At 72.4% G+C, this 14,076-nt stretch carries 12 protein-coding genes; 7 read left to right on the top strand and 5 right to left on the bottom strand.

From position 1 onward, the window contains the following. From O1G21_RS24705 to O1G21_RS24720, 4 genes are all read left to right on the top strand, one after another. Positions 1 to 765, top strand: a complete 765-nt coding sequence (locus tag O1G21_RS24705) for an ABC transporter ATP-binding protein (protein WP_270151241.1) — start codon at positions 1 to 3, stop codon at positions 763 to 765. Continuing rightward, positions 765 to 1,631, top strand: coding sequence for a branched-chain amino acid ABC transporter permease (locus O1G21_RS24710; protein WP_270146776.1), 867 nt, complete (start codon positions 765 to 767; stop codon positions 1,629 to 1,631). The genes O1G21_RS24705 and O1G21_RS24710 overlap by 1 nt, the downstream gene beginning before the upstream one ends. A gap of 251 nt (positions 1,632 to 1,882) precedes the next feature. Further along, a complete protein-coding gene (locus tag O1G21_RS24715) occupies positions 1,883 to 2,968 on the top strand; it encodes a branched-chain amino acid ABC transporter permease (RefSeq protein ID WP_270146777.1) in 1,086 nt (361 codons plus the stop codon). Then, a complete protein-coding gene (locus tag O1G21_RS24720; protein WP_270146778.1) occupies positions 2,965 to 3,870 on the top strand; it encodes an alpha/beta fold hydrolase in 906 nt (301 codons plus the stop codon). The genes O1G21_RS24715 and O1G21_RS24720 overlap by 4 nt, the downstream gene beginning before the upstream one ends. A 161-nt stretch (positions 3,871 to 4,031) precedes the next feature. On the opposite strand, the gene O1G21_RS24725 is transcribed toward O1G21_RS24720, so the two are convergent. Further along, entirely contained in the window at positions 4,032 to 5,312 is a 1,281-nt protein-coding gene (locus O1G21_RS24725) for a polysaccharide deacetylase family protein (RefSeq protein ID WP_270151242.1), read from the bottom strand. A gap of 353 nt (positions 5,313 to 5,665) precedes the next feature. Continuing rightward, entirely contained in the window at positions 5,666 to 6,253 is a 588-nt protein-coding gene (locus O1G21_RS24730) for a DedA family protein (RefSeq protein WP_270151244.1), read from the bottom strand. An 843-nt stretch (positions 6,254 to 7,096) separates the two neighbouring features. Here O1G21_RS24730 and O1G21_RS24735 point away from each other — a divergent pair. Then, positions 7,097 to 8,188 carry an LLM class flavin-dependent oxidoreductase gene (locus O1G21_RS24735; RefSeq protein ID WP_270146779.1) on the top strand — a complete coding sequence of 364 codons (1,092 nt, stop codon included), beginning with the start codon at positions 7,097 to 7,099 and terminating at the stop codon, positions 8,186 to 8,188. A 127-nt stretch (positions 8,189 to 8,315) separates the two neighbouring features. Here the strand turns inward: O1G21_RS24735 and O1G21_RS24740 are convergent, their stop codons facing one another. Beyond that, positions 8,316 to 10,430, bottom strand: a complete 2,115-nt coding sequence (locus O1G21_RS24740; RefSeq protein WP_270146780.1) for a putative bifunctional diguanylate cyclase/phosphodiesterase — start codon at positions 10,428 to 10,430, stop codon at positions 8,316 to 8,318. A gap of 450 nt (positions 10,431 to 10,880) precedes the next feature. Next, positions 10,881 to 11,306 (bottom strand): OsmC family protein, encoded by a 426-nt coding sequence (locus O1G21_RS24745; RefSeq protein ID WP_270146781.1) that lies wholly within the window; start codon positions 11,304 to 11,306, stop codon positions 10,881 to 10,883. 236 nt (positions 11,307 to 11,542) lie between these two features. Between O1G21_RS24745 and O1G21_RS24750 the strand changes: the two genes are divergently transcribed. Further along, the gene (locus O1G21_RS24750; RefSeq protein WP_270146782.1) at positions 11,543 to 11,878 is read left to right on the top strand and encodes a chorismate mutase; all 336 of its coding nucleotides are present in this window, start codon (positions 11,543 to 11,545) and stop codon (positions 11,876 to 11,878) included. 165 nt (positions 11,879 to 12,043) lie between these two features. Continuing rightward, the gene (lepB, locus tag O1G21_RS24755) at positions 12,044 to 12,955 is read left to right on the top strand and encodes a signal peptidase I (protein WP_270146784.1); all 912 of its coding nucleotides are present in this window, start codon (positions 12,044 to 12,046) and stop codon (positions 12,953 to 12,955) included. Here the strand turns inward: lepB and O1G21_RS24760 are convergent. Continuing rightward, entirely contained in the window at positions 12,918 to 13,994 is a 1,077-nt protein-coding gene (locus tag O1G21_RS24760) for an EamA family transporter (RefSeq protein ID WP_270146785.1), read from the bottom strand. The two genes, lepB and O1G21_RS24760, sit on opposite strands and share 38 nt — an antisense overlap. Positions 13,995 to 14,076 lie beyond the last annotated feature (82 nt).

Here is a 14,076-nt window from a genome sequence, read left to right on the forward strand (position 1 = left end):
CTGCGGGTGGTCATCGACGGGCTGCACATCCTGCACGGCGTCGACTTCGACGTGGCCCCCGCCGGAGTCACCGCACTGCTGGGCCGCAACGGCGCCGGCAAGACCACCACCGTGAAGGCCGTCATGGGCCTGGTGCCGCGCACCGGGAGCATTCGGCTTTCCGGTGCTGAGATTTCCTCCCTCCCCACGCATCTGGTCGTCCGTCATGGAATCGGCTACGCGCCCGAGGATCGCGGGATCTTCGCCCGCCTGACGGTCGCCGAGAACCTTCGCCTCGCCGAGCGCGGAGCTCCGGGCGGAGCCGAGGGGAGCGAGCCGAACTACTCGCTCGTCCACGAGCTCTTCCCTGAACTCAAGGAGCGCTCCGGACAGTTGGCCGGGACTCTCTCCGGGGGCCAGCAGCAGATGGTGGCGATCGGCCGGACGCTGCTCAACCAGAACCGGCTGATCATCGCCGACGAGCCCACCAAGGGCCTGGCGCCGAAGATCGTCTCGGAGGTGGCCGAGGTGCTGGCGCGAGCGGCCGAGGCCGTGCCCGTTCTCCTGGTCGAGCAGAACCTCGCGCTGGTCCGCCGGTTGGCGGGCACCTGTGCCGTTCTGGCCGATGGCCGGACCGCCCACCAGGGCGACACCGCCGAGCTGTTGGCCGACGAGGAGGCGGCCCGCCGCCTGCTCGGCGTCGGCTCCCGTCACCCGCTCGCCGGCGGACTCCGGTCCGCCGCCACCCCGGCCACCCCTGTCGTCACCGCGGAGGTGAAGCCCTGATGGACACCGTCGTTCTCCTTTCCTGTACTGGTCTCGGACTCGGTGCGCTGTACTTCCTGGTCGCCTCCGGTCTCTCGTTGATCTTCGGTCTGATGGACGTGCTCAACTTCGCGCACGGCGCCCTGCTCTCCATCGGCTCCTATGCGACCTGGTGGGCCGGCACGGAGGCCGGCTTCTCCTTCTGGCTCGCGGTGCCGTTCGGCACCCTGGTGGGGACTGCCGCCGCCGTCCTGCTCGAGCTCTTCCTGATCCGGCCGCTCTACAGCCGCCCACGCGACCAGATCCTCGCCACCGTCGGGGTCGGTCTCGCCGTACCCGCCCTGCTCATGGGGATCTGGGGCGCGGACGCCCGCCCCTTCCCCCAGCCGGCCCTGCTGGCCGGCACCTGGCACGTGCTCGGTGCGACCGTCCCGGTCAACCGCTTCGTGCTGGTGGCCGCCGCCGGGCTGTTGCTGCTCACTCTTCGGTTGTTCCTCGCCCGCACCCGCTACGGGCTGATCGTCCGGGCCGGCGTCGAGGACCGTGCGATGGTCACGGCGCTCGGCATCGACGTCCAGAGGGCGTTCACCCTCGTCTTCGCCCTCGGCGGGGCGGCCGCCGCTCTGGGCGGCGCCCTCGGCGGCCTCTACTTCGGTTCGGTCAATCCCGGTCAGGGGACCAGCCTGCTCATCTTCGCCTTCGTCGTCGTGGTGATGGGTGGCATGGGCTCCGTGACCGGAGCCGCCGTCGCCTCGGTGGGCGTCGGCCTCGTCCAGCAGTTCGCCAACTACTACACCGGCGCCGGGCTCGGCGACCTCTCGGTCGTCGTCCTGCTCGCCGTGCTGCTTCTCGTCCGACCCCGTGGACTCACCGGGAGGCTCGCGTGAGCGCCGAAACTCCGATCACGAGCACCGGTGGCCCCGCGGTCGCCCGCAGCGCCGCCACCTCGGCAGGGGGGACTGACACCAGCCCTGCCGTGACCGCCATGCCAGCAGAGGGGACTGACACCAGCTCCGCCGACACCACCACTATGGCAAGGGGGACTGACACCAGCCTTGCCGGAACCCATTGTGAACACACGGACGAGCCTGGCGCCATCCCTCGAACAGGTGATTCAGTCGCTAATCGCTGGACACTGATGCACGCAGCGCTACGCTGGTGGCCGATCGCCCTGCTGATCACGCTCCTTGTCGCCCCATACAGTGCGCTTCCCGTCCCGGGACTGCTCGACGGCCCGCTCGGCAGCTCCGGAAGTCTTCAACTCATCGCCCTGTGCCTGCTCTACGGGGCCCTCGCCACCGGCTACGACCTCCTGCTCGGTCGTACCGGACTGCTCTCCTTCGGCCACGCGCTCTACTTCGCCACCGGCCTCTACGCCACCGATCTGGGCATGCTCGAGCTGCGACTCCCGTTCGCCGCCGCCGCGGCGTTCGGCGTCGCCTGCACCGTGCTGCTGGCCGTGCTGCTCGGCTCGGTGAGCCTGCGCGTCACCGGCATCGGCTTCTCCATGGTCACCCTCGCCTTCGCCCAGGCCGGCGCGATCCTGGTCCAGCGCAACCCCGGTGGTGTCACCGGCGGCGAGGAGGGCCGCTCCGCCCCGGCCGACCTGCTGCCGTCCGGCCTGCTCGGGATCGAGAACACCGCCAACCTCTACTGGGTCGCCGTCGGTTACCTGCTGCTGACGGTCGCCGCGGTCCACTGGGCCGTCAACTCCCCGGCCGGCCGGGTCTGGGAGGGCATCAAGGAGAACGAGCGCCGGGTGGCGGTGCTCGGACTGCGTCCCTACGGCTACAAGTTGGTCGCCTTCGTACTGTCCGGCGCGCTCGCCGGGCTGGGGGGAGTGGTCTACCTGCTGCTCACCGGCGGGGCCACCCCGCAGGCTGCCGGCTCGGACACCACGCTCGCACTGCTGGTCATGGTGGTCCTCGGAGGCTCCGGCACCCGTTGGGGGCCGCTGCTCGGCGGCGTTCTCTACACCTGGGCCGACCACCGGCTCGGCGACCTCGCCAACTCGAGCGCCGTCGCGGACCTGCCCGCGGTGCTGCGCGTGCCGCTCTCCCAACCCCTGTTCCTGCTGGGTGCCCTGTTCGTCGCCGTGGTCTACCTGCTCCCCGGCGGCCTGGCCGGACTTCCCGCCCGCATCCGCGCCTCCCGATCCGCCCGCTCGGTCCGAACACTTGTCGGCGTGCCCGCCGGCCGTCCCACCGGAGGTAATCCCGCGTGAGCCAGTCGCCCCTGCAGCACGAGGAGTTGACCGTCCCCGTACCCGGCGGGGACCTGGCCGTCCTGCGATGGCCCGCCGACCGACCGGGGGCTCCGACGGTCGTGGCGGTGCACGGCATCACCGCCAACGGCCTCGCGTGGTACGAGGTTGCCCGCCGGCTCGCCGGACGGGTCACCCTGCTCGCGCCCGATCTGAGAGGTCGCAGCGCCAGCCGCTCGGTCGCCGGACCGTACGGGCTGGCCCGGCATGCCGACGACGTGGCCGCGCTGATCACCGCCCTCGGCGTGGGGCCCGTCGTGGTCGCCGGTCACTCGATGGGGGCCTGGGTCACCGCCCTGACCGCCGTCCGGCATCCCGAACTCGTCCGCCGGGTGGTGCTGGTGGACGGGGCGCTGACTTTCCCGCTCCCGGAGGGCGTTCGCGAGGAGGACGCCCTGGCCGCGGTGCTCGGTCCCGCGCTGGCCCGACTGTCGATGACCTTCCCGGATCGCGCCGCCTACCGGGAGTTCTGGCAGCGACACCCGGCCTTCGACGGCCAATGGTCGGACGGGGTCGACGCCTACACCCAGCGCGACCTCGTCGGTGCCGAGCCCGAACTGCGCTCCTCCTGCGTGCTGGAGGCCGTCCGGATCGACGGTGCTCAGGTCATGCTGGACCGGGAGGCGGCCGAAGCCGTGCACCGGCTGCCCTGCCCGGCCGAACTGCTCTGGGCGGAGCGCGGCCTGCTCGACGAGCCGCAGGGCCTCTACGACCACCAACGGATCGGGTTGTCCGGGCTTGACCGGGAACGGGTGCCGGCCTCGCTCGTGCCGGGCACCAACCACTACTCCATCCTCTGGGGCCAGGCGGGAGCCGACCGCATCGTCAGCCGGCTGCTCGAGGACGTTCCCGCCGCCGGCTGACGGCCCCGGTCCGGAACGACAGGACACCGGAAGAACGGGACACCGGAGGAAACGGGGTGCCGGAACGCCGGAGCCACGGAACGACGACGGCCGGCGGGGTGTTCGCACCCCGCCGGCCGTACCGGCTCGGCTGCTTCCGGCTCAGCCGCCGCCAGAGCGGGTCAGCCCGCCGCGCCGAGGAAACCCTCCCAGCCGCCCGCCGGCGCCTGACCGACGTTGAGCGTGCGCAGCTTGCGCAGGGTCGACTGGTCCTGCACCTCCAGCCATTCGACCAGCTGCCGGAAGGAGACCAGCCGGACCTCGGGCTTGCCCGCGATGGCCTTGAGGGTCTCCTCGACGGCGTCCATGTAGATGCCGCCGTTCCACTGCTCGAAGTGGTTGCCGATGAAGAACGGCGCACGATTGCTGTTGTAGGCGCGCTCGAACCCGGCCAGGTAGGAGTTGGTGGCCTGGGTGCGCCAGTCGCCGTACTTGGACGGGTCGCCCTTGGTGCTGCCGTTGGACTGGTTGGCCAGGATGTTGTAGTCCATCGACAGGACCTGGAAGGTGTGCCCGGGGAAGGGGATGGACTGCAGCGGGAAGTCCCAGATCTTGCCGTCCTGGACCTTCTGCGGCCATATCTGGAGGCCGCCCGCGGAGCTGGCGTCGTACTTCCAGCCCAGCTTGGCGATGGTCGGCAGCAGCGCCTTCTGGCCCTCCAGGCACGGGGTGCGGCCCCCGATGAGCTCCTTCTTGTAGTCGAAGGGGAGCGGGTCGACGTCGGTGAACCCGGTGTTGGTCCGCCACTGGGTGACGAAGCCGATCGCCTGGTCGATCTCGCTCTGCCAGTCGTCCGGGGTCCACATGTTGACCCCGTTCTTGTCCGGGCGGCTGGAGCAGAAGTGTCCGTTGAAGTGGGTGCCGATCTCGTGCCCGGCGAGCCAGGCCTGGCTGACCAGCTTGAGGGTGCTCTTGACCGCGCCGTCCGAGAGGTAGGGGATGTCGGAGGCACCGACGGAGTGCTTCGGCGGGTGGTAGAGCTGGGACTTGCCCTTGGGCAGGGCGTAGATGCCGGAGAGGAAGAAGGTCATCGTGGCCTTGTACTGCTCCGCCAGCTTGAGGAAGCGGGGGAACTGGCCGTCGTCGGTGCCGCCCGCGCCGTCCCAGGAGAACACCACGAACTGCGGCGGGCGCTCGCCCGGCTTGAGCTTCTCGGGCTTGGGCTGGTTCGGCTGCGGGCCGGTGTCCGCGTTGGAGCCGTCGCCGATCGGGGTGCCCTTGGGCACCACGGCCTGGGTCGGGTCGGTGGTGCCGCTCTGGCCGGGGTTCGCGGTGCTGCCGGAGGAAGTCGAGGCGGAGTCGTTCCCCGAACCGGATCCGCTGCTGGAACAGGCAGCGACCGCACCGAGGGCTGCGGTCGCGGCGGTCGCACTGAGCACCGTCCTGCGCGAGATGCTGGTCATGGTCTCCCCTGGGTGCCGACCGCCGGTGGTGAGGGCGGCCCGGGCCGCACCGGTCAAATCAGGCAATTGATGTATTTTCCGCCGTTAGCATTTCATGTCGCCTTAGCGGCTTCCAAGGCCGCGGGGCTCCGACGACAGTCAACACGCCGGGGGCGCCCGCCTGGGCTGCAGGGATTCGTCGTCTGTTGCGGTCTTGTGACGCTTCGCAGTGCGCACCGTCAGGGGAGTACGGTACCGCCGCCCTGCCCGGGCCGGTCAGAGTTCGTCAGCGCTCAGTACCGGTCGTCGCCCGTAAGGGAATTGTGCTCCTGACAGTCTTCCGTGGCCGGAAGGCGCCGGCCCGTCGGGACCGGTCAGAGCGTGGCCAGCCGCCGGTTGCGGCGCACTATTCGGGCGATCGCGGTGCTGATGGCGGTGGCCGCCGCGCAGGAGACCGCCAGACTCAGCCAGGCGGTGTTGAACCAGTGGCTGTTCAGCCAGCCCAGCGTCACGATGTAGGCGGCCCAGACCAGCGCCGCCAGTGCCGACCAGTGCAGGAAGCGGTGCGGATGGGCGGGAGAGTGGCCGATGGCCAGGTCCAGGACGGTTCGCCCGGCCGGCACGAACCGCGCGATCACCACCATCGCGGCCGCCCCGCCGTGCGGGCGCTCGACCAGTGACTGCTGGACCCTGGCCACGCTGGCCGCCAGTTTCGGGCGCCGGGCGAGTCGGCGCTGCAGCGCCGGGGCACCGCGCCGGGCGAGGTGGAGTAGCAGGAGGTCGCCCAGGAAGGAGGCCGTCGCCACGCCCAGGCCGAGCAGCACCGGGGCGCCGTTGATCTGTGCGGTCTTGAGAACGGCCAGGATGACCAGGGTCCCGCTCGGGATGAAGGGGAGTAGGGCGTCGCCGAGTACGGCGAAGAGCGCAAGGGCGCAGATCCACGAGGATCCGATCGCCGCCACGAAATTCAAGGCCTTACTCCCTCCACGCCGCCCTGGGGGAGCAGGTGGCTGCTGGGGTCAACGCTAGCGCCCCGACTTTTCATGCCATGAAGCACCCCGGTGTGCAGGGGATCACGGAGGGCGGCAGCAGCTCACGGCCCCCGCGGCGGGGCACGGCCGGCTCCCGAGCGGAGGCGCGGATCGGGCCCGGCGGCGCGCCTCGGTGGTGCGCCCCGGACGGCGTGCCCCGACGGCGTGCCCGGGCCAAGATCGTCGCCGGACGCCACCGGCAGAGGCGGGCCGGTCGCGGGGCTCGTCGGGCAGGGACCGGAGGGGCAGGGCCGGGTCCGCCGGAAACGGGAACGAGCCCCCGGGGCGGGGTGCCGCGCCGAGGGCTCGCAGGGACGTTCGGCGCTGGTCCAGCCCGACGACCTTGCTGGTAGAACGCGGATCCGCTCGGTGGTCCGCTTCTGATCATCACCCTGCCCGAAGTCGACCACCGATCGCGAGCGCTCAGGCTGGCGACTTCCGACCCTGGCGTGAAGTCGCCATCTGCTCCGGCTTGCTGGCTCTCCGTCATCCGAACGGTCGGTCGGCCCGCTCGCACGAACCGGTCGGTCCGCAATCCGGGCCGCAACCTGGCCCCCGACCCGGACCGCAACCCGGACCGCAACCCGGACCGCAATCCCGCCCGCACCCGGATCGCACCTGGATCAAGCAGCCGGCCCGGGAACAGCGGGCCCGCGACCGTGGTTGACCCCCGTCGGCAGCAGCGACCGCCGGGCCGTCCGAGACCCGCGCGGCCGCCCACGACGGCCGGCTCGGAGGAGAGCCGGACCAAGGACAGCCAGGAGGGCGGACGGCATGACCACCGAGGACCAGCAGGAGCACCGGGCCGGACCGGGGACCGGTGAGGCGATCCGGGGCACCGCCCGCGGCACGGCACCCGCTCCGCTCTCGATCCTCGACCTGGCCACCGTCGGCGTCGGCTACACGCCCAGCCAGGCCCTGGCCGCCACCACCGAGCTGGCCCGCCGGGCCGAACAGTGGGGGTACCACCGCTTCTGGGTGGCGGAGCACCACGGCATGCCCGGCGTGGCCAGCTCGACCCCGGCCGTCCTGCTCGCCCACCTCGGGGCCAACACCACCACGCTGCGGCTCGGTTCGGGCGGCGTCATGCTCCCCAACCACGCCCCGCTGGCCATCGCAGAGCAGTTCGGCCTGCTGGAGGCCCTGCACCCCGGCCGGATCGACCTCGGGCTCGGCCGCGCCCCCGGCACCGACCCGGCCACCACCCGCGCGCTGCGCCGCGGCGTCACCGAGGGCGCGGACGACTTTCCGCTGCAGCTCTCCGAGCTGACCCACTTCCTCGACGGGGACTTCCCCTCCGGCCACCCGTACGAGCGGCTGACCGCCGTTCCCAAGGGCGAGGGCCGTCCGCCGGTCTGGCTGCTCGGCTCCTCCGGCTTCAGCGCCCAGCTGGCCGGCCGCCTCGGCCTGCCGTTCGCCTTCGCCCACCACTTCAGCAGTGCCAATACCATCCCGGCGCTGGACCTGTACCGGACGTCCTTCCGCCCCTCCGCCGTGCTCAGCGAGCCGTACGCGCTGATCGGCGTGAGCGCCGTCGCCGCCGACGACGAGACCGCCGCCCGCCGCCTCGCCCGCTCCGCGGCCCTCGGCATGCTCCGGCTCCGGCGCGGCAACCCCGGCCCGATCCCCACCCCGGAGGAGGCCGAGGAGTACCCGTACAGCCCGGTCGAGGCGGACTTCATCGACAGCTGGCTCGACAACGTGGTGCTGGGCGCCCCGGGCCAGGTCGCCGACGGCCTGGAGGCGCTGCGCAAGCGGACCGGCGTGGACGAGCTGATGGTCACCTCGCACATCCACGGCCACGAGGCCCGGTTCCGCTCCTACGGCCTGATCGCCGAGGCGTACGGCCTGACGGCGACCACCTGAACTCCCTCCCGGACAGCCCTGCCCGGGAGGGGCCGCACCGAACCCGGCGGGGCCGCACCGAACCCGGCGGGCCGCACCGAATTCGGCCGGGCGGCCCGGTCCGCCTGTCCTTCCCCGCCCCGTCGGCCTAGCGGCCGCTCGGGGTGGGGCGGCGCTCCCGGAGTATCGCCGCGACGAGCTCGGCTTCGCCGGGGCGGGCGAAGTACCAGCCCTGGGCGGTGTCGCAGCCGGTCAGCCGGAGCCGCTCGGCCTGGGCGGCGCTCTCGATGCCCTCGGCGGTGACGGTCAGGCCGAGGGTGTGGGCCAGTTGCACCATCGCGCCGACGATCTGCTCATCCGCGTCGCTGCGGCGGGAGCGGTGCTCCGGGTGGACCGGGCGCTCCGCCGGCACCGAAGAGACGGCCGAAGAGGCGGCCGAAGACGCCGCCGGGGCCGCGGTCGGTGCGGGGTCGCGGAAGCCCTCGATGAACGTTCCGTCGAGCTTCAGGACGTGCACCGGCAGCCGGGAGAGGTACGCCAGGTTGGAGTAGCCGGTGCCGAAGTCGTCGATCGCGATCCGCACGCCCATGTCGGCGAGCGCCTGCAGGGCCTGCAGCGGGCGGCCGCCGGGGCCGAGCAGGGCGCTCTCGGTGATCTCCAGCTGCAGCAGCCGGGCCGGCAGGCCGGTGCGTTCGAGGGCCCGGGCGACGTCGGCCACCACGTCGGAGTCCCAGATCTGGCGGGCTGCCAGGTTGACGCTCACGAAGGTCTCGGTGTCCGGGAACTCGGTGAGCCACTGCCGGGCTTGGCGGCAGGACTCCTCCAGCACCCACTTGCCGAGCGGCACGATGGCGCCGGACTCCTCGGCGAGCGGGATGAAGCGGTCGGGGGAGAGCGTCCCGTAGCGGGGGTGGCGCCAGCGGACCAAGGCCTCCGCGCCGTGCACCGTGCCGTCGGCCAGACCGACCAGCGGCTGGTACTCGATGGTGAACTCACCGCGCTCCAGGGCCGGCCGCAGCGCGGTGGCGAGCAGCTGGCGGGTGAGCTGGTGGGCACCGCGGTCCGGGTCGTAGAGGGTCCACCGGGCACGGCCGTCGGCCTTGGACCAGTAGAGCGTCGCGTCGGCGTCCTTGACCAGGTCGGTCGGGGTGGTCTCGTGCACCGACCGCTCGACCACGCCGACGCTGGCGGTGACCACCAGCCGGTGCCCGGCGACGTCGAAGGGACGTTCCAGCACCTCCAGGATCCGTCCGGCCAGCGCGGTGAGCTGCTCGCTGCCCTGGCTGTCGGTGACCAGGACGGCGAACTCGTCGCCGCCCATCCGGGCCACCAGGTGGGCGTCCCGTTCGGACAGCCCGTGCCGCAGCCGGGCGGCGACGGCGATCAGCAGCTGGTCGCCGATGTGGTGGCCGAGGGTCTCGTTGATCGCCGCGAAGCCGTCGAGGTCCAGGTAGCAGACACCCACCCGTCGTCCCTCCGCCGCCACCCGTCGGCCGGAGCCCCCGGAGCTCCCAGACCCCCCGGAGCCCTCGCGGTCGTCGCTGCCCGGAAGGCAGGCGGCGTCGAGCCGTTCGAAGAAGGAGGTGCGGTTGGGCAGCCGGGTCAGCGGATCGTGCAGCGCCTGGTACTCCAGGCGGTCGCCGAGCCGGCGCTGCTCGGTGATGTCCTCGACCAGCGCGAGGGTGTAGAGCGGCTGCCCGGCGGGGTCCCGGATCAGCGAGACGGTCACCTTGCTCCAGACCGTGTGGCCCTCGCGGTGCTTGAGCTGCTTCTCCACGCGGAACCGTTCCCGCTTGCCGTGGACGAGCTCGCTGAAGAGCCGGTGCGGCATGCCCTCCGGGTCGATGATCTCGTGCAGGTGGGTGCGGACCAGTTCACCGACGCCGCAGCCGATCAGGGCGGCGAAGGCGGGGTTGACCTCGATGATCCGGTCCTCGGGATCGATCAGGGCCATGCCGATGACGGCATCGCAGAAGGCGGCGCGCAGCCGGGACTCGCTGGCCCGGAGCGCCGCCAGCAGCCGGTCGCCGGCGTCGCCGTCCACACCGGCGGCCTCGCCGGCGCCCGGGTGGGTACCGGCGGTCAACGGGGCCGAGCAGGTCGGGCAGAGCAGCACCGCCGGACCCTCCAGGGTGCCGCAGGCCGTGGCCGGGGAGGCCGCCTGGGAGGAGGAAGGGGAGGCGGTGGCCGATGCGGTAAGGCCCGCCGGATCGAGGACCGGCGCGGCGAGGTGGCGGTGGTGTGACGATTCCTTGTGCCGCACGCCTGGGTGGTGTGCGTCGGCCCCCTCGTTCTGGCCCGGCACGGCATGCTCCCGTCCGCTGCTGACACTTGACGATGGTCCGCCTGGCCGGTCGGGATTCCGGCGGCCGGCTCCGCACCCTGTCGGGGTCCTAGGGTCGGTCCGCTGCGGGACGTCCGCCGTGGGGCGCTGTCGCGCGGGGACCCGGGTGGAGAACAGGGCGCTTCGGCCGATCATAGGCCGCGATGACAACGCGCGGTGACCGCCGCGAGGGTGATTCGCACCGTTTGTGATCATGCATGGCGGAACGTTCAGACGCCTTCGGTGCACATCACATGAGGTGCGCCGGGAGCGTGTGCGCCGAGACCGCGCCCCCGGGCGCTGGTTGCGCGCCCGGGGGCGGGACTGGGGCCCGGGGGCGCGCCCCGGATACCCGGACACCCAAGAGGCCCCGGACGCCCGGGGAGGCGATCAGGCGAGCTTGGCCGTGAGGGTGATGGTGGTGCCGGTCAGGGCCTGGCTGACCGGGCAGTTGGCCTTGGCGTCCTCGGCGGCCTTCACGAAGCCGGCCTCGTCCAGACCGGGGACCTCACCGGTGACGGTCAGGTGGACGCCGGTGATGCCGGTGCCGGGCTGGAAGGTGACGTCGGCCCGGGTGTCCAGCTTGGTGGGCGGGTTGCCGGCCTTGGTCAGGCCGTTCGTGAGGGCCATCGAGAAGCAGGCGGAGTGGGCGGCCCCGATGAGCTCCTCGGGGCTGGTCTTGCCATTGGGCTCTTCGGCGCGGGCCGCCCAGGAGACGGGGTACTCGCCGATCCCGGAGGAGGCGAAGGTCACCTGCCCCTTGCCGTGGAGGAGGTCGCCCTCCCAGGCGGTGCGGGCGGTGCGGATGGTTGCCACGATCGGTTCCTCCAGTGCTGAGGGACTGTTGAGTCGTCACTTCCGGTCATGCACGCACCAGCCTACGGGCAGCCCGGTCGCGGAGCCGGGCGCCGGACGGTCCGTGGGCTGTCCGGATGTTGGACGGTTCCCCCGAACGGAGTCGGTCCGGCGTGGGTCCCCTGTTAGATTTGCCCGGGCCCGAGCCCGGCCGGCCCACGGTCGGGCGCCCACCCCAGACACCGGGAGCCGACCCGATGACGGACCAGCCCACGACCCCCGACGCCGGCGTGACCGAGGGGATCGAAGACTCGGTACGGGCGGAGCTGACCAGCCTGCGCGAGAGCATCGACAACATCGATGCGGCGGTGGTCCACATGCTGGCCGAGCGCTTCAAGGCGACCCAACGGGTCGGTCGGCTCAAGGCCGAGCACAAGCTGCCGCCGGCGGACCCGGCGCGGGAGCGGGACCAGATCAAGCGGCTGCGGGAGCTGGCTGCCGGGGCCAAGCTCGACCCGGTCTTCGCGGAGAAGTTCCTGAACTTCATCATCGCCGAAGTGATCAGGCACCACGAGGCCATCGCCCGGTCCTGAGGGCGCTGAGGGTGCTGAGGCACTGAGGGCGGCGCCCGGCATCGGAACCCGCGATGCGGCTGCGCGCGGCGGCGATGTCGGGCGCGGCTAAAAGCCGGATTTCGTGAGGCTCCCCGGTTGGCGTAGCGTGCAACTTTCCCCAGCCGGAGAGGTGGAGCAGCGACGATGGCGGTGAACCTGCCCGGAACGTCCGGCGGAGCTCCCAGCGAACCCGCCGAATCCGGCGTACCAGCCGCCCGGGACGCCCAGAACACCCCGCAGGCCCCGCGCGGCCCGAGCAGCCCGCACGAGAACGGTCCGCACAGCGGGAACGGTCCGTACAACCGGCGCGGTCCGCACGAGCATGCCGCCCGGGGGGACGCACCCGGAGGCCGGGCCGGGGCGCGCCGCCGGGCCGACGGTTCGCGCGGTCGCAAGGCCCGTCGGGCCGGGCGCCGTCCCCGGCCGTGGTGGGTCGAGCTGCCGGTGATGGCGGCGGTCGGGCTGGTGGTCGCGCTGCTGATCAAGACCTGCCTGTTCCAGGTCTTCACCATCCCGTCCGGGTCGATGGAGAACACCCTGCGGATCGGCGACCGGGTCGGGGTGAACAAGCTCGCGCCGCTGACCGGCTGGAAGCCGGAGCAGGGGCAGCCGGTGGTGTTCAAGGACCCGGGGAACTGGCTGCCGCCGCAGCCGGTCGACCCGAACCCGTTCACCAACGCCGTGAGCTCGGTGCTGAGCTTCGTCGGGCTGGTGCCGCCGAAGGACGACAACTACCTGGTCAAGCGGGTCATCGCGACCGGCGGCCAGACCGTGCAGTGCGCGGGCACCACGCTGACCGTCGACGGCAGGAAGGTCGACGAGCCGTACCTGCACCCCGGTGACGACTCCTGCGCGGGCATGGACTTCGGCCCGGTGAAGGTGCCCTCGGGCTACATCTGGGTCGAGGGCGACCACCGCAGCGATTCGGCGGACTCCCGCTGGCACCGGCAGGGCCCGGGCGGCGGCGCCGTGCCGGTGGGCAACGTGGTCGGCCCGGTGTCGGCCGTGGTGTGGCCGGTCAGTCACCTCGACTGGTTCGGCTGGACCGGCCGCTGACCCCGGGGTCGCCGGCGCCCACCCGCTCCCGGGCCGCCATGGCACTGGAAGCAGTGGCCCCGGAGACAACAGCCCCTGCCCCTGTCCCAGGCTCAGCCCCCGCCTCCACCGCCGACGGCTTGCTCGTCTGCGCGGCGAAGGCGCCCGCCAGCACCAGCAGGCCGCCCGCGACCTGCGGCAGCCCGAGGTGCTCGCCGAGCAGGACCCAGGCGAGCACCGTGGCGACCACCGCCTCCAGGTTGGCCACCACCCCGGCGACCGGCGGCGAGAGGTACCCGACGGAGACCACGCCGGTCAGATAGGCGAGCACGGTCGCGATCAGCACCATCCAGGCGGCCGGGACCAGGGCGGGCAGGCTCTGCCCGTTCATCACCACGGACCCGCCGAGCAGGCTCCAGTCGGCCTGCCAGGGCCGGGTGAGGACGGTGAGCAGGACGGCGCCGATCAGCAGCCCGTACGCGCTGACGGCCAGCGGGTCGACCGGGCGCTCGCCCCGGCGGCCGGCGTCGGCGAGCAGGAAGTAGCCGACCTGGCAGCAGGCCGCGCCGAGGGCGAACAGCACGCCCAGCGCGTCGAAGCCGAGGCCGTTCCAGACCTCCACCACGCAGGCCAGCCCGGCCACCGCGACGCCGGCGCCGACGGCCGCGCCCCGGCTGATGGGCTTGCGCTGCACGAACCTGACGTAGCCGATCAGCAGCGGCGGCCCGAGGTACTCGATGAGCAGGGCGACGCCGACCGGGATGCGGGAGATCGCGGCGAAGTAGCAGGCCTGGACGCCGGCCACGGCGAGCAGGCCGAAGCCGAGCAGCAGGCCGGGGCGGCGCAGGACGGCGTCCCGGTGCCGGTAGGCGACCGGCAGCAGGGCCACGGCCGCACCGGTGACCCGGAGCCAGACCACGTGCAGGGGGGAGAGTCCGGCCTCGATCAGCGGCTTGGCCGCGGTACCGGAGCCACCGAACGCGAAGGCGGAGACCAGCGCGAGGCCGAGGCCGAGGGTTCTGCCCGAAGGGTGGGTGGGCGAGGCCGTTGATCTGTGCACTGGCGCATTGTGACAGTCATACCGATGCTTCGGTAAGGCGCCATTTCGTCATTTGGTCCTGGTCTCAACTGTCCGCAACGGC

It is taken from the genome of Kitasatospora cathayae (genome assembly GCF_027627435.1).
GTDB classification, from domain to species: Bacteria; Actinomycetota; Actinomycetes; order Streptomycetales; family Streptomycetaceae; genus Kitasatospora; species Kitasatospora cathayae.

Excerpts from the sequence above, each read along its gene's own strand:
- O1G21_RS24750 (WP_270146782.1), top strand. The coding sequence starts at position 11,543 with ATGACGGACCAGCCCACGACCCCCGACGCCGGCGTGACCGAGGGGATC.
- O1G21_RS24715 (WP_270146777.1), top strand. The coding sequence starts at position 1,883 with ATGCACGCAGCGCTACGCTGGTGGCCGATCGCCCTGCTGATCACGCTC.
- O1G21_RS24710 (WP_270146776.1), top strand. The coding sequence starts at position 765 with ATGGACACCGTCGTTCTCCTTTCCTGTACTGGTCTCGGACTCGGTGCG.
- lepB (WP_270146784.1), top strand. The coding sequence starts at position 12,044 with ATGGCGGTGAACCTGCCCGGAACGTCCGGCGGAGCTCCCAGCGAACCC.
- O1G21_RS24735 (WP_270146779.1), top strand. The coding sequence starts at position 7,097 with ATGACCACCGAGGACCAGCAGGAGCACCGGGCCGGACCGGGGACCGGT.
- O1G21_RS24725 (WP_270151242.1), bottom strand. The coding sequence starts at position 5,312 with ATGACCAGCATCTCGCGCAGGACGGTGCTCAGTGCGACCGCCGCGACC.